The 19,290-nt window shown below is 60.7% G+C and carries 20 protein-coding genes; 11 read left to right on the top strand and 9 right to left on the bottom strand.

Annotation, left to right across the window (positions count from 1 at the left end; all coding sequences use genetic code 11):
- Positions 1–6 precede the first annotated feature (6 nt).
- From groL to htpG, 4 genes are all read left to right on the top strand, one after another.
- A complete protein-coding gene (groL, locus tag BFN67_RS08500; RefSeq protein WP_080919198.1) occupies positions 7–1,638 on the top strand; it encodes a chaperonin GroEL in 1,632 nt (543 codons plus the stop codon).
- A 68-nt stretch (positions 1,639–1,706) separates the two neighbouring features.
- The gene (locus BFN67_RS08495; protein ID WP_080919197.1) at positions 1,707–1,937 is read left to right on the top strand and encodes a hypothetical protein; all 231 of its coding nucleotides are present in this window, start codon (positions 1,707–1,709) and stop codon (positions 1,935–1,937) included.
- A gap of 469 nt (positions 1,938–2,406) precedes the next feature.
- Complete coding sequence (locus BFN67_RS08490) at positions 2,407–2,712, top strand: DUF982 domain-containing protein (protein WP_080919196.1); 306 nt, start codon at positions 2,407–2,409, stop codon at positions 2,710–2,712.
- A gap of 49 nt (positions 2,713–2,761) precedes the next feature.
- Entirely contained in the window at positions 2,762–4,654 is a 1,893-nt protein-coding gene (gene htpG / locus BFN67_RS08485; RefSeq protein ID WP_080919195.1) for a molecular chaperone HtpG, read from the top strand.
- 161 nt (positions 4,655–4,815) lie between these two features.
- Here htpG and BFN67_RS08480 read toward each other — a convergent pair whose 3' ends face one another.
- Together BFN67_RS08480 and BFN67_RS08475 are read right to left on the bottom strand one after the other, a co-directional pair.
- Positions 4,816–7,995, bottom strand: coding sequence for an SIR2 family NAD-dependent protein deacylase (locus tag BFN67_RS08480; RefSeq protein ID WP_080919194.1), 3,180 nt, complete (start codon positions 7,993–7,995; stop codon positions 4,816–4,818).
- 288 nt (positions 7,996–8,283) lie between these two features.
- Positions 8,284–8,685, bottom strand: coding sequence for a helix-turn-helix domain-containing protein (locus tag BFN67_RS08475; protein ID WP_245295196.1), 402 nt, complete (start codon positions 8,683–8,685; stop codon positions 8,284–8,286).
- A 224-nt stretch (positions 8,686–8,909) separates the two neighbouring features.
- On the opposite strand from BFN67_RS08475, the gene BFN67_RS08470 reads away from it, so the two are divergent.
- Together BFN67_RS08470 and BFN67_RS08465 are read left to right on the top strand one after the other, a co-directional pair.
- Complete coding sequence (locus BFN67_RS08470) at positions 8,910–9,296, top strand: hypothetical protein (RefSeq protein ID WP_080919193.1); 387 nt, start codon at positions 8,910–8,912, stop codon at positions 9,294–9,296.
- The gene (locus BFN67_RS08465) at positions 9,293–9,817 is read left to right on the top strand and encodes an RES family NAD+ phosphorylase (RefSeq protein WP_080919192.1); all 525 of its coding nucleotides are present in this window, start codon (positions 9,293–9,295) and stop codon (positions 9,815–9,817) included. The genes BFN67_RS08470 and BFN67_RS08465 overlap by 4 nt, the downstream gene beginning before the upstream one ends.
- A 38-nt stretch (positions 9,818–9,855) precedes the next feature.
- Here BFN67_RS08465 and scpB read toward each other — a convergent pair whose 3' ends face one another.
- From scpB to BFN67_RS08445, 4 genes are all read right to left on the bottom strand, one after another.
- Positions 9,856–10,596 carry an SMC-Scp complex subunit ScpB gene (scpB, locus tag BFN67_RS08460; protein WP_080919270.1) on the bottom strand — a complete coding sequence of 247 codons (741 nt, stop codon included), beginning with the start codon at positions 10,594–10,596 and terminating at the stop codon, positions 9,856–9,858.
- Between the two features lie 2 nt (positions 10,597–10,598).
- The gene (locus BFN67_RS08455; protein WP_080919269.1) at positions 10,599–11,633 is read right to left on the bottom strand and encodes a DUF1403 family protein; all 1,035 of its coding nucleotides are present in this window, start codon (positions 11,631–11,633) and stop codon (positions 10,599–10,601) included.
- 376 nt (positions 11,634–12,009) lie between these two features.
- A complete protein-coding gene (locus tag BFN67_RS08450) occupies positions 12,010–12,588 on the bottom strand; it encodes a type II toxin-antitoxin system VapC family toxin (RefSeq protein ID WP_080919191.1) in 579 nt (192 codons plus the stop codon).
- Positions 12,578–12,874, bottom strand: coding sequence for a hypothetical protein (locus tag BFN67_RS08445; protein WP_080919268.1), 297 nt, complete (start codon positions 12,872–12,874; stop codon positions 12,578–12,580). The genes BFN67_RS08450 and BFN67_RS08445 overlap by 11 nt, the downstream gene beginning before the upstream one ends.
- 272 nt (positions 12,875–13,146) lie before the next feature.
- Here BFN67_RS08445 and BFN67_RS08440 point away from each other — a divergent pair, with 272 nt between their 5' ends.
- The gene (locus BFN67_RS08440; RefSeq protein ID WP_080919190.1) at positions 13,147–14,259 is read left to right on the top strand and encodes a site-specific integrase; all 1,113 of its coding nucleotides are present in this window, start codon (positions 13,147–13,149) and stop codon (positions 14,257–14,259) included.
- Between the two features lie 44 nt (positions 14,260–14,303).
- Here BFN67_RS08440 and BFN67_RS08435 read toward each other — a convergent pair whose 3' ends face one another.
- Entirely contained in the window at positions 14,304–14,693 is a 390-nt protein-coding gene (locus BFN67_RS08435) for a hypothetical protein (RefSeq protein ID WP_245295195.1), read from the bottom strand.
- Positions 14,657–14,857, bottom strand: a complete 201-nt coding sequence (locus BFN67_RS24785; RefSeq protein WP_245295207.1) for a hypothetical protein — start codon at positions 14,855–14,857, stop codon at positions 14,657–14,659. Before BFN67_RS24785 ends, BFN67_RS08435 begins: the two co-directional genes overlap by 37 nt.
- On the opposite strand from BFN67_RS24785, the gene BFN67_RS24320 reads away from it, so the two are divergent.
- Entirely contained in the window at positions 14,828–15,010 is a 183-nt protein-coding gene (locus tag BFN67_RS24320; RefSeq protein WP_192856785.1) for a hypothetical protein, read from the top strand. The two genes, BFN67_RS24785 and BFN67_RS24320, sit on opposite strands and share 30 nt — an antisense overlap.
- Here BFN67_RS24320 and BFN67_RS08430 read toward each other — a convergent pair.
- Positions 14,992–15,255: a hypothetical protein gene (locus BFN67_RS08430; protein ID WP_080919189.1), complete on the bottom strand. Its 264-nt coding sequence runs from the start codon at positions 15,253–15,255 to the stop codon at positions 14,992–14,994. The two genes, BFN67_RS24320 and BFN67_RS08430, sit on opposite strands and share 19 nt — an antisense overlap.
- 434 nt (positions 15,256–15,689) lie before the next feature.
- On the opposite strand from BFN67_RS08430, the gene repA reads away from it, so the two are divergent.
- From repA to repC, 3 genes are all read left to right on the top strand, one after another.
- On the top strand, positions 15,690–16,871 hold the full coding sequence (gene repA / locus BFN67_RS08425; RefSeq protein ID WP_080919267.1) for a plasmid partitioning protein RepA: 1,182 nt from the start codon (positions 15,690–15,692) through the stop codon (positions 16,869–16,871).
- Positions 16,872–16,874: 3 nt separating this feature from the next.
- On the top strand, positions 16,875–17,900 hold the full coding sequence (gene repB / locus BFN67_RS08420; RefSeq protein ID WP_080919188.1) for a plasmid partitioning protein RepB: 1,026 nt from the start codon (positions 16,875–16,877) through the stop codon (positions 17,898–17,900).
- Between the two features lie 156 nt (positions 17,901–18,056).
- Entirely contained in the window at positions 18,057–19,265 is a 1,209-nt protein-coding gene (gene repC, locus BFN67_RS08415) for a plasmid replication protein RepC (protein WP_080919187.1), read from the top strand.
- The last annotated feature ends 25 nt before the right edge of the window (positions 19,266–19,290 follow it).

The raw sequence follows: 19,290 nt of genomic DNA, 5'->3' as shown, positions 1-19,290 counted from the left end.
GATCCAATGGCTGCAAAGGAAGTAAAGTTCCATACCGAAGCCCGCGATAAGATGCTGCGTGGCGTTGATATCCTCGCCAATGCGGTGAAGGTGACACTCGGTCCCAAGGGCCGCAACGTCGTCATCGACAAATCGTTCGGTGCACCCCGCATCACCAAGGACGGCGTCACCGTCGCTAAGGAAATCGAGCTTGAGGACAAGTTCGAGAACATGGGCGCGCAAATGGTGCGCGAAGTGGCGAGCAAGACCAACGACCTGGCCGGTGACGGCACCACGACCGCCACGGTTCTGGCCCAGGCGATCGTAAAGGAAGGCGCCAAAGCGGTCGCGTCGGGCATGAACCCGATGGACCTCAAGCGCGGCATCGACAAGGCGGTCGATGCGGTGGTGGCAGAATTGAAGGTCAATGCGCGCAAGGTGACGAAGAACGACGAGATCGCCCAGGTAGGCACCATCTCTGCCAATGGCGACGCGGAGATCGGCCGTTTCCTTGCCGAGGCCATGCAGAAGGTCGGCAACGAGGGTGTCATCACCGTTGAGGAAGCCAAGACCGCCGAGACGGAACTGGAAGTGGTCGAGGGCATGCAGTTCGACCGCGGTTATCTCAGCCCCTACTTCATCACCAACCAGGACAAGATGAGGGTCGAGCTGGAAGAGCCCTATGTGCTTATCCACGAGAAGAAGCTCTCCAACCTTCAGGCACTGCTTCCTGTGCTCGAGGCCGTGGTCCAGTCGAGCAAGCCGTTGCTGATCATCGCCGAGGACGTCGAGGGCGAGGCCTTGGCCACGCTGGTCGTCAACAGGCTGCGCGGCGGCCTCAAGGTCGCGGCCGTCAAGGCTCCGGGCTTCGGCGATCGTCGCAAGGCCATGCTGGAGGATATCGCTATCCTCACCGGCGGCACGGCGATCTCGGAAGACCTCGGCATCAAGCTGGAGAACGTCACCCTACAGATGCTGGGCCGCGCCAAGAATGTGGTGATCGAAAAGGAGAACACCACCATCGTCGATGGTGTCGGCAAGAAGGAGGAAATCCAGGGCCGTGTTGCCCAGATCAAGGCCCAGATCGAGGAAACCACCTCCGACTACGATCGCGAGAAGCTGCAGGAGCGGCTGGCCAAGCTCGCAGGCGGTGTTGCCGTCATCCGCGTCGGCGGCTCGACCGAGGTCGAGGTCAAGGAGCGCAAGGATCGGGTCGACGATGCGCTGCACGCCACCCGCGCGGCGGTCGAGGAAGGCGTGCTGCCAGGCGGCGGCGTCGCTCTGCTGAGGGCCGCCAAGGCTCTCGATGCGGTGCAGACCGACAATGCCGATCAGAAGACCGGGGTCGAAATCGTGCGGCGCGCCATCGAAACCCCGGTGCGTCAGATCGCCGAGAATGCCGGCGCGGAAGGCTCGATTATCGTAGGCAAGCTGCGCGAGAAAACCGAGTTCGGCTGGGGCTGGAACGCCCAGACCGACGAGTTCGGTGATCTGTTTAAGCAGGGTGTCATCGACCCGGCAAAGGTGGTGCGCACGGCCCTTCAGGACGCCGCTTCGGTCGCCGGCCTACTTGTCACCACCGAGGCGATGGTAGCCGAGAAGCCCAAGAAGGAAGCGCCGGTTCCCGCAATGCCGGGCGCCGGTGGGATGGACTTCTGAGGAATAGATGAAGACGCCCGTTCCCGTACCGGGACCGGGCGTCCCTCAGACCGACTTCGGAGGGTGCCATGAATATGATGACGGGTCTTGGAAACGTTCCGGCTCCGACACACGCGGCAAACGAGTTTCTGGCCTACGAAACGGAGTGCAGGAGCGCGCTGAATCCGCTGCTGGACGGCCTGCTCGACATGGCCGAAGCCGCCGGCTGGAGCCGCCGCACCGCCGCTTCGACGCTGATGTTCCTCGCTGCGCAGCATGTGTCGGCATCATCTGGGACATCTGCGAGCCGCGGATTGTGAATCGCAGGCCTCGCTTCCGGGCGGGGCCTTTCCGGTCTTGAGGATGATGGAAGCTCGCGAGCTCCACCAAAACCGCAAGGGAGGTTCAACATGATTCCAGGACGATTGCGTGAATGTCTGAAGATCCTGAGATGGAGCGCGACAGACCTCGCCGAGCAGCTTGGGTGTCCCGAAATCGACGTCACAGCTTGGCTTGACGGACGGACGCGTGCACCGATTGCAATTACTGCGTGGCTTGAGGCACTGGTCAAGGCCCACAGGGCGTTGCCGCCGCCCAGCCTGAGTAAGCCGGAACCCGCCCGGGACATCAGGCCGATCAAGCTGACGGATGTCGACATCGCGACGCCCGCAATCAGGCGCCCGGGGCTGGACAGCATTACGGCGCAGTTTCCCTATCCGCATCGCGCCCCAAACGCGGCCGGCGCACGCCCCACACTGATACCGGGACAACGGAAAGGAGCTTCGAGCCATGCAACACACCCGCTTTGAGGAACCCGTCACCGTCCTGGTCGGCATGGGTTTGCCGGTGCGGATCGAGACTGTGATGGAAGCCTACGCCCTGTTGCAGGACTGGCCTGCTGTCAGCCGCAACAGCGCTCATTCCGTTGCTCTCAATGCCTGCAGGGCAGGCATTGCCGGCGAGGTTGATGCGGAGACGGTGCGATCGACATTCGTCGCCTTCACTCTCCGCAACGATATCCTTGTTCCAAATATGGATTTGCCGACGCCTGTGGTATCGACCGGAAGCGCTTCCAGGATAGATGTCAGGGCCTGAAAAACACGACTGAACGCGACTTGTAGATAGACGGCACAGGGACTTCGAGATGACGACAGACACCACGGCGACGGAAACCAGAACCTTCGAGGCGGACGTCTCGCGGCTGCTCCATATGATGGTGCATTCGGTCTATTCCGACCGCGATATCTTTCTGCGCGAGCTAATCTCCAACGCCGCCGACGCCTGCGAAAAGCTTCGCTTCGAGGCGATCGGCCGTCCGGAGCTGCTGGGCGATGATCCGAAGCCGCGCATTACCATCGCCGCCGACCCCGACAAGAAGCAACTCGTCGTGGAAGACAACGGCATCGGAATGAGCCGCGACGAAATGGCGGAGGCGCTGGGCACGATCGCTCGTTCCGGCACACGCGCCTTCATGGAACGCATCGAATCCGGCAAGACGGGCGAAGACGCACAACTGATCGGCCAGTTCGGCGTCGGTTTCTACTCCGCCTTCATGGTGGCTGACAAAGTGGACGTGATCAGCCGCCAGGCCGGAAGCGAGGAAGCCTGGCGCTGGTCCTCCGACGGCAAGGGTTCTTTTGAGATTGGCCCGGCTGCGCTTGACGAAGCACCACAGCGCGGCACCCGCGTTGTACTTCACCTCATGGAGGACGCCGCCTCCTATACTGAATCCTATCAGCTCGAACGTCTGGTGAAGTCGCAATCCGGTCATGTGCCTGTGCCGATTTCGCTTGTCGAGAAGCCCGCGGCAGAGGCGCGTGACATCGCGGACGGCACGGCCCTGTGGGTTAAGCCGAAGAGCGAGATCAAGCCCGAGGAATATACGGATTTCTACCGCGGCATTGCCGGCCAGTATGACGAACCAGCCGCGACGATCCATTTCCGCGCCGAGGGTCGGCAGGAATACAGCGTTCTCGCCTTCGTTCCCGGGTCGCGTCCCTTCGATCTCTTCGATCAGGATCGCAAGGGGCATATGAAGCTTTACGTTCGGCGTGTTTTCATCACCGACGACGCCGACCTTCTGCCCCGCTATCTGCGCTTCGTTCGTGGGCTGGTCGACTCCGCCGACCTGCCGCTCAATGTCTCGCGTGAAATGATCCAGGAAAGCCCGTTGCTGGCCGCTATCCGGAAGGGCATAACCAACCGTATCCTCGGTGACCTCGTCAAGTTGGCCGAGAACGATGCACAAGCCTATGCGAAGATCTGGGAGAATTTCGGAGTCGTCCTAAAGGAAGGGCTCTACGAGGACTATGAACGGCGCGAGCAACTGTTCAAGCTGGCGCGCTTCAGGTCGACGACCTCAGGTGAAGAATTGCATAGCCTTGCCGATTATGTGTCGGCAATGAAGGAGGGCCAGAAGGCCATCTTCTACATGGCCGGCGACGATCGAGGACGGCTGGAAGCTTCACCCCAGCTTGAAGGCTTCAGGGCGCACGGCCTCGAAGTGCTGCTGCTGACTGATCCGGTCGATAGCTTCTGGACGACGATCACGCCGGAATTTGAGGGCAAGCCATTCAGATCGGTGACGCAGGGCGCGGCAGACCTTTCGGATATTCCACTACTCGACGATGCGGCAAAGCCCGACACCGAAACGTCATCTGAAATCGCCACGTTCCTGGCCTTCGTCAAGACCGTGCTCGGCGATGCTGTATCCGATGTGAAGCCCTCTGACCGCCTGATGGAAAGCGCTGTCTGCCTCGTCGCGCCGGAGCATGGTCCCGATCGGCAGTTCGAGCGTCTCCTCAATGCTGCGGGCCGTCTCGACAACGCCGCCAAGCCCATTCTGGAAATCAACCCGCGACACGAACGTATCGTAGCGCTGGCAAAGCTCGGAAAGGGCGAACAGGCCTTCAAGGAAGATGTGGCGCATCTTCTTTATGACGAGGCGCGCGTGCTCGACGGCGACAAGCCGGCAGATGCCAAGGCATTCTCGGGACGAATTGCTCGCCTGATTGCTCGAGGTATGCCTGGAGATTGAGCCGCGGACAGGCGCACAAATACAGATATCTGTTCCGTCTCCAGCGGGGGTGGGAAGGGGAATGGCTGGTTCTGGGCGGTTACACGGGAAAGCTGTCATTGATTTGGCAAAATAGCTGACTAAGCGCTTCGGTCAGCTTGCCACGGGATCGACAGCTCCCGTCAGACGATTGTCACCGATACGGCCACAGGTCCTTTGCGGTTGAACCGCACCTGGAAGCGGACGTTCGTCCCGATCGAAACGTCTTCGAACTCACCGTAGGCGATCGAGGACTTGTGTGAGAAAATTTCCTTCGGATAAGAGCCGGTCCGGATGAAGAACATGTGCCCGGAGATCGATTGGACATAGCCGGCCTGCTCTGCGATGCGCCTCGTGAAATGATTTTCTCGATTGGCAACGGGCCGAAATGTAGGCGGAGCTTTGGCGTCTATTTCGTCAAAGAGGCCGGCGGCTTTGGCCGCTTCGTCTCGGACGAACAGGAACTGGGCGAGATCGAAGCGCGCCTCATAATTAGCATCTCCGGTCGAATAGGCTCGCCTCAGATGACTCTCGATGAGGTCATCATCACCGGTACACTCCGCGAGGTGATGACGGGCGATCTCGGAATGCACTGCCTTGTCGTCGGGGCTACTGGCCAGCGCCTCGCTCAGCACCTTGAGCGCATCGCCGGCGCGGTCCCGCGACCGGTAAATGCGGGCCACCCGTATAGCCGCGCCTGAGCCCTTCGGGTTGAGGCGAAGGGCCTTCTCCAGCGCGCGCAACGCTCGGTCTTCTTGATCGATCTCCTCGCGAAAACGCGCCTCGATCTGGATTATGTCCGGATCGTCGGGGAACTGCTGTAGAGCCAGCCTGATCCGGCTTTCGGCATCGCGCGTTTTCTCCGCAAAGAACATCGCGTCGTGCTCTGGAGCGTCGTCGCTCAGTTCGCGGTTGAGTTCGACAATCTCATCAACAAGCATCTTGCATCGGCTCGAGACCGCGAATCGACTACTGTTCGACAGAGAGTTGAGCCGTTCACGGGCTCTCCGGCGCAACTGGTCTTTCAGCAGCGGCGAGTCGACTTTGGTCGCCCGGATCCGGTCAATTTCGGCTTGGGTGTGGATGACAGCCGTGTTTTTCTCATCAATGGCATGAGCCTCATTCGCCCGGCGCTCGGCCTCATCCAGGGAGCCGCGAGGATGGTGAAGTTCGAACAGCGCCCATTGTTGGTAGAGAAACGCCTGGTTTGGGGCGACTGCAATTGCAGCTTCATAGATACGCCGGCCTGGTGGGGGTTCAGCAAAGGTGTCGGCAAGTGCGCGACCTTTCGTAATCTGCTCAAGGGCTCTGGAGTCCGACGAGTACCCAAAATCAAGACCCGAAATCAGGCGGGAGAACTGGTCGGCTTTCTCATCATCGCTGGGACAAGCCTGCCTGAAGACAAGTTGTGCCACCCGCGCGTGGCGGGTGCGATAGCTGTAGTCACGTGAATACTTGTCTACCTCGGCACGAACGATGTTTTGCAGCGGAGCAAAAAACTTCTCTTGATAGTCCGAGAAAGTGATGCCGGAGATGCGTGAGATTGTGCCTGCACGGGCGCTGACCGAGTATTGGTGCATGGTCGCGATGTCGAGATAAAGCTGTCTTGCCTTCTGGGGGCTGATGCGTTGGTGCTCAAGACGAAGGACGTCTTCGAAAGGCCTGCCTTGCGTTAGCTGATGTAGAGCGACGAGCAGCTGGCGTTCTGCCACGCTCTCAAATTGCCGAATGCGCTCGTCCCTTGTCTCATTGGCAAGCAGACCCAGACAATTGTGCTTCTCGAGAAGGTCAAGGAGGTCACCGATCTCTTTTCGGGAAAGATAACGTACCTTGAGCTCAGGACCAGGAAATTCGCTCTCGAGCGGACCGCAATAGGTGTTCCAGTCCGAGTCTCTCTCTGCCCCCACCACAACAAGCGGCAGTTTTGCGCCACGAGCGTGCCGAAGTAGCGCGAGCAAGCCATCCACATGAAGCGCGACATCGTCGACGAACAGGTAGATTGTCTTTCCCGTCATCTCATGCAATTCGGAGAACACGTCCGGCCGGAGTGCGCCGTCCGGACTGAACCAGACGGCCAGCACATTCGACGCTGTTGCGGCCTCCCAGGCGGATCGTTTCAGGGCAATGGTCTTGCCGGCGCCGGCAGGACCCTTGACCATAATCAACACAGGGCCGTCAGGAGCATCGTTTTCAAGCACGGTTTTGAAAAGGATATCGTCTTCGACCTGCCGGCGGACGTCCAACCGGTTGGCGATAGCGCCCCAACCGGTGTCGTAGCCTGAATAAAACTGCTCCGCCGTTTGAGGTTCGAAAGGCATCTCGGCATGGATGAACGTCAGATCGTCGCGGAGCGATTTGTTCGTGGCGTCGGATTCGAGGCTGTGCGTCTTGAACAGTCGCCGGATCGGGAAATCCGCGACATCCGCCGAGTGCGATATGCGACGGAAAAGTGGAGGTATGGCCTCGTCGAGAGCAGCCATGAAGTCTCCGAAATAGGCTTTGATCAGCTCGACGTTTTTCGTTGCCCAGAACGCGACATCCTCGGGCTCCGCGTTCGGGGTCACCATGTACCAGCGCGGCCGTCGACCTGGACCCAGATTGTAGATGAGGTCCCGGATATGGGAGTCGTCCAGGCGATAGCCGACGAAGATGAAGGTGTGTTCGAAAGCCATGTCCTGAAGGCGCAGAAACAACCGTGAGCGGTTTTTCGAGTAGGTCGAGTAAACCTCCCGCGAGAGCACGGGCGGAATATCAGCGTCATGGATATGGTTCAGACAGCCATGAAGTTTGAGATAGGGCACCGGATTTGGGAATTCCCGAAGCCTTTCATCGATGGGCTCATCATCCTTAACGAGCGGAACGATCTGCTGAATCCTTGTCGTGACCTCTTTGTACGTCTCCTCAACGATCGTGTCGTAGTTTGTGGTCGCGATAGCCCTCCAACTGAAGCTTGGAATAAGGCGATGGGTCGCTTGCGGGGCGAAGCCGGTGAAGGCCTTGCGCACTTCTTCGTATACCTGAGGAGCCGACCCGCTGTTGGCAATCGCCATTTCGGCGACGGCCATCACGTCGCGATTAGGCATGGCCTTCTTGAAAAAGCGGTCCGCCAGGATATCACGCAGCTGGTCGGCATCAGGGGGTTTGTGACCCTCGGCGTTTCGAGCCTCCTTTGACGCTCCGGCCCCTAGAAAAAGCACACATCTCTGTGCCTTCACAGCCTCGATCAATGGGCTCGTTAAAGTTATCTTCGGTGCCTTGGCTACCACATACCCCCCTTTTGCCAGCCAAGTTGCGACCGGCATTGTTGTTCGCAGCGGTGCCATGCGAACCACAAACTGCGAATATTGTATTGACTTAGACCGTTTTGCTCAACTCAAGTCCATAGTGTTGGAACACCTTCACCCTGACTTACTTCTTCGGCCCGATCTCGGCCATCTGGCAGGTGCGGAACGAAAGACAGCTTTCGGGCTACGACGGCAATGGTCAGAATGGCGGCAAAGGGGTCGGGAGCGGAAGGGCGGCGTCCTGCGCCGTCAATCCAAATCCGGGCGGTCCGCCGTCGGCTCTTAGTTGCCAGTCAACAACGCGTCTCCCAAGCCGCCTTTCGGTGCTCACAGTTCGGCGTGCATGTCGCGGAACAGCCTCGGCGCGACGCCGAAGCGGCGCTCGAAGGCTTCGACGAGGCGGGCGTGCGGGAACAATCCCACTTGCGCCGCGACCAACTTCAGCGACAGCCCAGGGGAGAGCAACATGCGCGCGGCATCGAGCCTCGCCGCCTCGACGAAGCGGGCCGGCGTTACGCCGGTCGCCGTTACGAACTTGCGATGGAACGTGCGCCCGGTCAGGCCCGCGCGGGCAGCCAACGACGGTACGTCCAGCGGCGCGTCGAGGTTCGACTGCATCCAGCCGATCAGATCGGCGAACGGGCTGTTGCCCTTCACCTGCGCCTCAAGGACCGGGCTGAACTGTGACTGGTATCCATGGCGAGTTCCTCTCGTTGAAGGGAACTCCATGGTCGGCTCGCTCGCCGCAACCTGCTCAAAGGCTATGAAGACTACGCCATCTCAGCGCAAGGCGCCCCTCCCGCGAAGCGGGTTCGTGCATGGCGGCGCAAAGCCGCCGCGACAACAGCCCCGAGTACTAGACGAGCTTGCGGTGAAACTGCCAATTTTCAGTTCACTTGCTATGCGCTGAAATGTGCATATATTGTGCATATGAGACAGGTTGGAGTTTTAGCATGACCCAAGCACAGCTCGCACATTCCACGGCGATTTCAGGTTTTGTCGATAGCCTGCAGGAACCACGCACACCTTATATCTCGCCGAAGCGCCTTTCGCAGGCGCTTGGGGTGAAGGTGGCCAACCTGGCGCAATTGACGGGTGTTCACAGAAACACGCTTCGTAACCCGTCATCGGAGCGTCTGCAGGGGCGGATGCGCGAGATGGTGAAAGTGATTTCGGCCGCGACAGAACTCACCGGTGATGTCGACAAGGCGATCTACTGGTATCGCAACGAACCGATCGCCGACTATGGCCATCGCACGGCGGCCGAGCTCATCGCCGACGGCCAGGTCGAACCAGTCCTGGCCTTCATCCGGGATCTCGAAAACGGCGCGCGCGGGTGAAGTTCGCCCGCGTCGGCCCGGACGAGATTTATCACCGCTATCTGACACCCAAATGGGCTTTCCTGCCCATCAGCGGCGCGGGAGCGGCGATCGACGGTGGACGTTTCAATCGGCCAGGCATCGAAGCGCTCTATTTGTCCCGCTCGGCCCAGACAGCGCTCGAAGAATACAAGCAGGGCACCAGCATCACACCGCCGGCCACCCTTGCCGCCTACAAGATCACACTCGCCGAAGTCGCCGACCTGTCGCAGGGATATGATCCAGACGTCTGGGATGACGCCTGGCAAGAGTGGGATTGTGCCTGGCGCCAGATCGCTCGCATCGACAAGAAAATCCCGCCGTCGTGGAAGCTTGCAGACCTGGTCATCACGGCAGGGCTGCGCGGTATTCTGTTCCCATCGCTACGTCATGCCGGCGGCACCAATCTGGTGATCTTTCCAGCCAATCTCGTCGACGGCGATCATATTGCCATTCACGATCCCGATCATCGGCTGCCGCATGATCAGTCGTCTTGGTCGTAAGGTTCCGACGGAAGAGGCGCGAAATCGAACCGACCCGCTCAAGACAATTGGTCCTCAACGATACCGTCCTCTGCTTCCTCTTCGCCGTCGCCGTCGCCCTCCCCGCCCGTCAGTCCGGCTGGAATATCCCCTGCCAGCAGCTTTTCCTTGGACAGCAGCCCGGCGTCTTCGAGCGCCTCGAAGTCGGGCAGATCGCGCAGCGTGTCGAGGCCGAACGCGAGCAGGAAGTCTTTTGTCGTGACGTAGGTATAGGGCGCACCGGGCTGCGGTGCGCGCGGACCCGAGGCGATCATGCCGGCGCCGCGCAGAACGCCGATCAAGTCGCGGGAGATTTCTTTCCCAAAAAAGCTCGACAGTTCGGCGCGGGTGATCGGCTGGAAATAGGCGATTGCCGTCAGCACCAGCACCTCGGACTGACTGAGATCCCCCGCCTTCTCGTCGCCGCCGACGGTGGTGCCAAATGCACCGCGGATGGCGTCGGCATAGGCGGGCCGGGTCAGGTGTTTCCAGCCGCCGGCCACCGAAATCAGATCATAGGGCCGGCCGCGCAGCTCCTCGCGGATGTCGTCGATCAGCAGGTCGATGCTGCAGTTCTTGCCGACAATGCGGGCCAGCACCCCGCGTGTCACCGGCTCGCTGGCGGCAAAGATGGTCGCCTCGACACGGCTCATCCACTCGCGCCAGCGCGCCTCCGGCGGCAGGTGATTCAGTTCCCGATCAAGCAACGGTCTTTGCCCATCCTCATTTTCTCGGCGAGCCTCCGGCGAACGCGGCGCCATCATCACAACCCATAAATGCGGAAGGCGGGCCGGCCGGACAGTTCGCGCACGGCGTCGAGTTCGACCAGCCGGTCGAACAGCCGGCGCAGGCCGCGGTCGCTGATGCCGGCGACGGGGTCGGACGCGACCATTGCGTCGCAAGACAACAGCTTTTGCACGACCGTGTCTGCGCCCTTGGCCCTGAGTTTTGGCGCGACGGCGAGCAGCTTTTCGGCGCGGCGCCCGAGTTCGGCCGACAGATCGATGGCGCGCAGCGCCGCGCGCGCCTGTGCGGCGAGCAGACTTTTTGCACCGTCGGATTCGGTTTCGATGCCCACCGCCGGAGAAACGATTGCCGATCGCCGTATGCGAGCGGGCCCCCCGCCCAAAGTTACCTCAGTGCCGAGCAGCGGAACCGCATGGGCCCAACCCAAGCGTCGGGCCAGCAGCGCGTCGGCAAGCCACGCCCCGACGAAGCGCCCGAAGCCGTAGCGTTCGGCGGCCAGGAACGCGCCGGTCAGTTGCCCGACCGCTCCCCCGGCGGCGAGACGGCGCAATTCATCCGCCAGTTCGCCGAGCGCTTCGGCGTCGCGGGCGTAGCCGAACGCTTCCGCCACTGCGCCGAGGTTTTTCGCCGTCAGCAGGTCCTCGACCGGCCGCGCGGCCAGCCGGCGCCAGACCAGCAGAAAAAGGCCGGCCGGTCCGAGGGTCGTAGACCCGGATAATCCATCTTGAGTGCCGCTGAAGGCAAAAGTATCGCGCAGCGCCGCCTCGTCCTCGACCCGGCCCGCCTGCCTCGCCGTGACGGCGGCGGCGGAGAGCGCCAGCCGCTGCCGCCAGGCGCCGGCCCATTTTTCGGCGCGGCGCACCACTGCATCAAGGGCGCCGAGGGCCGCGCCGGCCGTGATGGCCACGTCTTCGACGCTGTACCCGGCAAGGCCTTGCGCGTCGGGCACCGCCCGGCGCAGCCAGGCCGGCACCGCCGGTATCGGCCCGGCCGAAGCCGCATCGGCGGGAGTGAAGTCGTGACGGGAAGAGGGAACGGGGCGCAGAATCATCATTCGCAGCATGAATCGCAACGGCGCTTTATACAACAATATTCGATATAAACCGCACCGCCTGTCGTGCGGAATAAAAGACCGATAATGTTGGCTTATCGGTCGTTTTTGAAAAGGCACGGAAACCCGTCCCCTGGAGCGGTTTTCGAGCGGATTTTTGAGATTCTTGTCGTCGACCGGTGCATTGCACCGCTTGTGCATCGTGGCGCGGCTCTTGTGGCGCAGATCACGCCTGCATTCCGATCGACTGCTGGGATCGTAGCCTGTTTTCGGCGCTTCCGCAACGTCCGGATCCGAGCCTGGACATTCGGTCGGCCACTTCGCGTTCGAGCCCGCGCCCATTGCGTGGGTTTCGCCCCCATCGGTCACCGGAGCTTCAGCGCGTCGCTGCCCGGTAGAAGATCACGCGGCCCGCCGGAACAAGCTGGCCGAGAATATCGAAATCCCGGATGTTTCCCGTCAGCACGGCGGCGCCGAGAACACCGGCCTGGTGGAAGATCAGTGTGTCATTCAGGAACCGGCGCTCATGCCCCTCCCCTTTCGGCAGGCCGCTCAGGCGAAACAACAGCCCGGCCACGATTCCGGCCTGACCCCAAACGCTCGCGTCGGGACTATGGAGGCGATGGGCGGGAATGTCCTCGATCGTCTCCCCGACCGCTTTCAGCACCGATTTCGTCGTCGGGTGGGCCGGGTCCAGGCGACCGAACACATGGGTCAGTTCGGCGAGGCAAACGGCCGAATGGTGGCAGAGGCGATAGGTGAGGAGATCGTCGACCGCTTGCGGCGTACGGCCCTGCAGCACATCGAGATAGACGCTGGTGTCGAGGAGCAGTGCGCCGCCGATCGCCGCCTCGTCTGCGGCCCACGCGAGTTCGGCATCGGGCCGTCGTTCGAGGCTCGCAACGTGCTTTTGCGGCTTGAGCGAGCGTAACGCGCTCCGCAGATCAAACGCCAAGGTCGATATCTGCCGGAATGCTGCCCTTGCGGGCGACGAGCCTCGCCCCGAAATCGTCTTCCAGGGCCAGCCGCGACAAGGCCAGCTCCAGGAGTTCTGTATCGGAGGTGACGTGTGCGCGCCTTTTGGCTGCTTCGATGAGCTCGGAGGGTACGCGGCCGGAAAGACGTGTGTTCTTGGCCGCGCCGAGAAGGCCGACCGCTCTTGCCTGTTCAAGCACCAGGCGGTTGCGGGTGCGGGCGACCCGTTCGTCGGTTTCGGTTGCTGATGCGGTGTGGGCTGGCATCGTAGTCTCCATGCGTTGAACGGAATATAAGAAATGTTGAACGAGTAGGCAAGAACAATGCGCTTGCCGCCCGGCTTCGGACCGGCACCGCCGTTGGCCCCCGATGAACTGCCCCCGCTCCCGCTTCGCTCACGAGGTGCAACGTTTCGGCGCTGGAGCGTCCGGTCGCTCCGCGGTGGACAATCTTGTCCTTGGGCTGCACGTTACCTCTCGAAGAATCGCCGTGCAGCGACCTCGGGGTGAAGGTTTTGAGAGATAGGATCGGTCAAACGATGAAGCCGGCCGATACGAACAATGGTGACAAACTGCCCGACATCATTGATGTCGTCATGGAAATGGGCGAGGCGCCAGACAGCGAAGGAAACGATCGGGAACACGCCCCCTCCCCTCCCCCGGCCGTCGCTGCCCCACGACTGCCGGCGCATCTGGAAAAACTCGCCGGCCGTGCCCGCGATTACGTCGAGGCGGCGAGCTCCGCCAATACGCGGCGCGCCTACGCTGCCGACTGGCGCCATTTTGCCTCCTGGTGCCGCCGCCAGGGTTTTGCGCCCATGCCGCCCGATCCGCAGACGGTCGGGCTCTACATCACCGCGCTGGCCTCCGGCAGTGCCGCGGGCACTGCCCCAGGGGCCAAAAAATCGGTCTCGACCATCGAACGCCGGCTGTCCGCGCTTACCTGGAATTTTGCCCAGCGCGGCCAGAAACTCGATCGCAGGGACCGCCATATCGCCACCGTCATGGCCGGCATCCGCAACACCCACGCCGCCCCACCGCGCCAGAAGGAAGCCATTCTGCCCGAGGATCTGATCGCCATGCTGGAGACGCTCGACCGCGGCACCCTGCGCGGCCTGCGCGATCGCGCCATGCTGTTGCTCGGCTTTGCCGGTGGTCTACGCCGTTCCGAGATCGTCGGCCTCGATGTCGGCCGCGACCAGACCGAGGATTCTTCCGGCTGGATCGAAGTTTTGGAAAAAGGGATGCTGGTGACCCTGCGCGGCAAGACCGGCTGGCGCGAGGTCGAGATCGGCCGCGGCTCGTCCGACACGACCTGCCCGATCGTGGCGCTCGAGACCTGGCTGAAACTTGCCCGCATCGCCCATGGGCCGCTCTTCCGCCGCGTGACGGGGCAAGGCAAGGCGGTCGGCGCCGCCCGCCTCGTCAAGCGGACCGCACTCGCCGCCGGCGTGCGCGGCGATTTACCCGAGGGCCAGCGTGGAAAGCTTTTTGCCGGACACTCGTTGCGTTCCGGCTTGGCATCATCGGCCGAGGTTGATGAGCGCTATGTACAGAAACAGCTTGGCCACGCTTCTGCGGAAATGACCCGCAAGTATCAGCGGCGGCGCGATCGTTTCCGCGTCAACCTCACCAAGGCCTCGGGGCTCTGAAACCCCCTCCCCTCCTCCCCCGCTCCATCGTCGGGGTACGGCGGTCAGGTCTTAGGCGACGACAACGCCTCATCGAGCACAGCGAGGGCTGTGTCCAGACTGTCGGCGGCCGACGCTTCGTAGTCAGGCATGATCATCAACTGCGCGATCGTGCGCCTGACAAATTCCGGATGCAGCTTTTCCAGCCGCGCCTTGCTCAGTGCAACCTGTTCTGGAAAATCACCCGGAGCCTTCACGACGGCCCCCAATTGCGAACGGGCAGCGGCGGCGATATCGAAGACGTCGCGCGGCCTTGCTTCTGATCCCCGGTAGTAGACCTTCTTGGTAATGATCTCAGGAATGGTCTCAAGCCGGACCGCCCTGCCCTCGACTTCTCGTAACTCAAAGGGCGTCCGTGTCAGTGCTCCGGCAACGATGAAGTCGGTCTCACCCACATGCTCGAAAGCGAATTCTGAAACTTACTGCCGTCCTTCTGATACGCCGATGGCATCATTTCAAGACGCAGCTCGCTCTTGGATGGATCCATAAAGCCGAGCAGTTGAGGGTCATCGAGGATAATATCGATGTCATGGCTTTCGCGATGACCGATCTGGATCATCATGGCCGTGCCGCCGCCAAACGATCATTCAAAGTTGTGACCTCCGGCATTCTTCCGGAGCTGGTCGATCAGGTCGGCGGCGATGAGAAAAAGCCGCCGCCATTCGGAAGGACGTCGGCCATGAAGTTCAGCCATTATACAGCGAGCGGATAGCTTTCGCCGGACCAAGCTGCGAAATCGCCGGCGAAAGCCTTCAGATCGTCAACCGGAAGGTGGTACGCGGCGGCGAACTCGACTTGCTGCGTGGGAGCAACTTCACCGAGAAAGGAACTGACTTGGCCAGGATGCTGCTTCGCCACATCGATATCCGACAGGCAACAAGCCAGCATCGCGCCATCCAGCTTTTCGCTATAAGGCGCGTTCACCGTCGTCAGGACTGAAGCCAACTGCTTGCTCATGATGCACGCAAGATAGTCGTTTCAGGCTCGCGAGACAAGTTGCAGCCTCCTTTTTGACCGGCAACCTGCCGCGTTAACGGGGTCAAGCTTCTGCGGGGCGCGCGAACAGTAGGCCGAAGTCGAGTTGCACGTGTACAACTCATCGCTCGGACTCCGCGGAGAGCATCCACAAGGCCCAACTGTTTCATGTGATTCTCGTTGAGGGCAGGGGAGGAAATTTGGACCTCTCTCCAGACCCTCTTCGAATTCAGTTGCACGTGTACAACTCAGAACATCCGATGGGACAAGATGGCATTAACTTTCTGTTAGCTTTAAAAGATTTGCCATCGAGTTCCGAATCTGGCTAATTTGATCTGCGCATTTTTGCTGCTGTTGCCGAAAAACGCGCAGATCTGGGGACAAGATTCTTGGCTAACGCGAACCCTAACGAACCTATCGCCGTTGTTCCAACTCTTCGCAGTCAGATCATCGCTGACGCCAATGAGCTGTCGCGTCAATTACAGGCGCATCAGCAGCGAACATTCCCCCCCACTTCTCAGAAAACAATTCGCCTGTTCACCCCGGCCGAAGCCGCAGACTTCATCGGCATTCACGAGGGCTATCTTCGTCAGATCGTTGCCGATGGCCACGGTCCGGAACCCATGCCGAATGGCCGGCGGCTGTACTCCGTCGCCGATCTCGAAAACCTGCGACGGGTTCTCGACGAGGGAGGGAAAGGGACACCTAAATATGTCCGACATCGCCGTCCCGGCGAAAAACTTCAGATTGTCAGCGTGATGAATTTCAAAGGCGGCAGCGGGAAGACGACAACCTCCGCTCACCTTGCACAATATCTCGCGCTGCGAGGATATCGCGTGTTGGCGATCGATCTCGATCCTCAGGCTTCGTTGTCGGCCTTGTTCGGCCACCAGCCGGAACTGGATGTTGGTGACGGGGAAACGATCTACGGGGCGATCCGCTACGACGAGAGCCGTCGCCACATCTCTGAGATCGTCCGCGAGACATATACGCCTGGCCTGCATTGCGTACCAGGCAACCTTGAGCTCATGGAATTCGAGCACACGACGCCCAAGGCGTTAGTGGACCGTCCGGACGGAACCTCGATGTTCTTCTCCCGGATCGGCGAAAGCCTGGCTGATATCGAGAGCGCTTACGACATCGTCATTATCGACTGCCCGCCCCAGCTCGGATTCCTGACGTTGTCGGCGTTGTGTGCGGCAACCGCGGTGCTGATCACCGTTCACCCGCAGATGCTCGACGTCATGAGCATGTCCCAGTTCTTGACCATGACAGGCGATCTGCTGGCCGTGGTCGAAAACGCTGGTGGCAGCACGGAATACGACTGGATGCGCTATCTGGTGACCCGCTACGAGCCGAACGATGGCCCGCAGAGCCAGATGGCTGGTTTCATGCGCTCGATCTTCGGACAGCGGGTTCTCGAGCATCCAATGCTCAAGTCAACAGCAGTCTCCGACGCCGGATTGACCAAACAAACGCTCTACGAAGTCGAGAAATCGGCCTTCACGCGCGGCACCTACGACCGTGCGTTGGAATCCCTTACGCAAGTGAATGGCGAAATCGAGGGCCTGATCCGCTCCGTGTGGGGGAGGAAGTAAGCCATGGCCCGAAAGAACGTTTTCGATTTGGCCCCAGAGGCCGCCGAAGCGGCTCCTCAGCCCGCGCAGCCGAAACTGGGGCGTCCTTTGCTTGGCCTAGAGCGTCCGATCCGTCCTGCCAGCCCTCTGGGATCGATCTCGCAGTCGCTGGAAAACATCAATTCACGTGCCAGCAGGGCCGAGGAGATCGAGAGACAGCTCGCGGCCGGGCAAACCATCATCGAACTCGATCCAGCCCTTGTAGACGGCTCCTTTGTCGTCGATCGCCTTGGTGTGGACGCAGAAGACACAACCTCCTTGGTTGCCCAGATCAAGGAACACGGCCAGCAAGTGCCGATCCTGGTGCGTCCGCATCCAGAGACCGAAGGCCGCTATCAAGTTGCCTATGGCCACCGTCGTCTGGCCGCCGCCAAAGAGCTCGGGCTGCGGGTGAGGGCGGTTGTACGCGATCTCACCGACGAGCAGCTCGTCGTCTCACAAGGGCAGGAAAACAATTCCCGCACGGATCTTTCGTTCATCGAGCGGTCGTTCTTCGGTGCTCGCCTTGAGGATCGTGGCTTTCCTCGCGAAATCATCATGGCATCCCTTGGTGTCGACAAGGCCGCCCTGTCGCGCATGATAGCGCTGATCAAGCGGTTGCCGCCTGAACTGATCGAGGCAGTGGGTCCGGCTTCCTCTTTCGGGCGCCTGCGGTGGGCAGAATTGGCCGACATGCTCGACGAAAGGGGGAATCGGGCGAAAGCCCTGAAATTCGTTCAGGAGCAGGGGTTCCTTGACCAGAAGAGCGATGCCCGCTTTCAGGCCCTCTACGATCTGCTGAAAAAGGCGTCAACCAAAGCTGAGCGTACGGTAGCTGAGGCCCGATCCTGGGCTCCAGCAGACAAATCAATTAGCGTCATCACTAAAACGCGCTTCAAGACGCTCACAGTCGAGTTTTCGAATCCGGACGGTAAAGCGTTCGGGGCATGGGTAACGAGCAATCTGGACAGCCTCTATGAGGCGTTCAGGACGTCGAAACAGGAGAACTGAAACCGCAAAAGAAAAAGGCCCCCGAACGATCTCTCGCGGAAGCCCTTCTCAATCCTAAGCAAGTTGAGAATCACATTTCCGCGAATCACTGTCAAGAGTCTTAGGCGTCGATTCGGCGAGCAGGTTTCTTTTGCCTGATTGAGAGGGTGAAAGAAAATGGAGACGGGTATCGCAACGACGCCCTTTGGGCGGCGGCCGATGTCGCTTGCCTTATTGGCAGTGCAAAACGAATCTCACGAAATCCCAGAAGGGAAAGCCACAGACAAATGGCAGACCTACAGGGATCTCTGTGAAGGAAAGTCCGTTATCGGCGTCACGGACCGATCCCTGGCGGTTCTGGCGGCTTTGTTGTCGTTCTACCCAGACAGCGAACTGTCGGAGGAAAACGGCCTGGTCGTCTTTCCATCCAATAGGCAATTGATCCTACGAGCCCACGGTATGTCGGAACCGACTCTACGGCGCCATCTGGCAGCGCTGGTCGATTGCGGACTGATCATCCGTCGCGATAGCCCAAACGGCAAACGGTATGCCCGGAAGGGCAGGGGAGGGGGCTTCGAGGAAGCCTTTGGCTTCTCCCTCGCCCCCATGCTGGCGCGCGCGGACGAGTTCTCAGAGGCCGCGGAACGGGTTCGCATGGACAATCGCGCCCTGAAGCTCATGCGGGAACGCATTACGCTGCACAGGCGCGATATATCCAAGCTGATCGAGGCAGCCGTCGAGGAAGATGTTCCGGGTGATTGGGGAGCTATCTGGAGACGATTCAGAGCTGTCGTGGACGCAATCCCCCGCCGGGCGGCCATCGCTGATCTGGAGCCGATTGTGGCCGATCTGGCGGCCATTCGGGAAGAGATCGATATCCTGTTGAATTCTCATATGAATGTCGAAGATTCAAACGGCAATGCCGATCGCGATGAGCGGCAGCAATCTGATTCAAACACCAACACTCTTACTGAATTTGAACCAGCTTTAGAACAAAGCAGAGCAACGGCCGAGCCAAAACCGGGACCACAGGAGCCGCTGAAAGCCTATCCACTCGGACTTGTCCTGAAAGCCTGCCCAGACATCATCGACTATGCGCTTGACGGGATCGGAAGCTGGCGCGATTTGATGATGGTCGCGGCCCAGGTGAGGGGATATCTGGGCATCTCGCCCTCCGCCTACGAGGACGCATGCCATGTGATGGGGCAGGAATGCGCGGCGATCGTCGTGGCCTGCATCCTTCAGCGCGCCAGCCACATCAACTCGGCCGGCGGCTATTTGCGCGCGCTGACCGAAAAGGCGAGGGCAGGGCAGTTTACAGTCGGCCCCATGCTCATGGCCGCGCTGAAGGCAAACGGCCCGTCTCCAGACCGAAGGGCAGGGTAGATGCGGAGGATCGATAAACCTGTTG

Origin of the sequence: Manganibacter manganicus (genome assembly GCF_002075885.1) — a bacterium.
GTDB classification, from domain to species: Bacteria; Pseudomonadota; Alphaproteobacteria; order Rhizobiales; family Rhizobiaceae; genus Mesorhizobium; species Mesorhizobium manganicum.
This window is presented reverse-complemented; position numbering and strand designations above follow the sequence as displayed.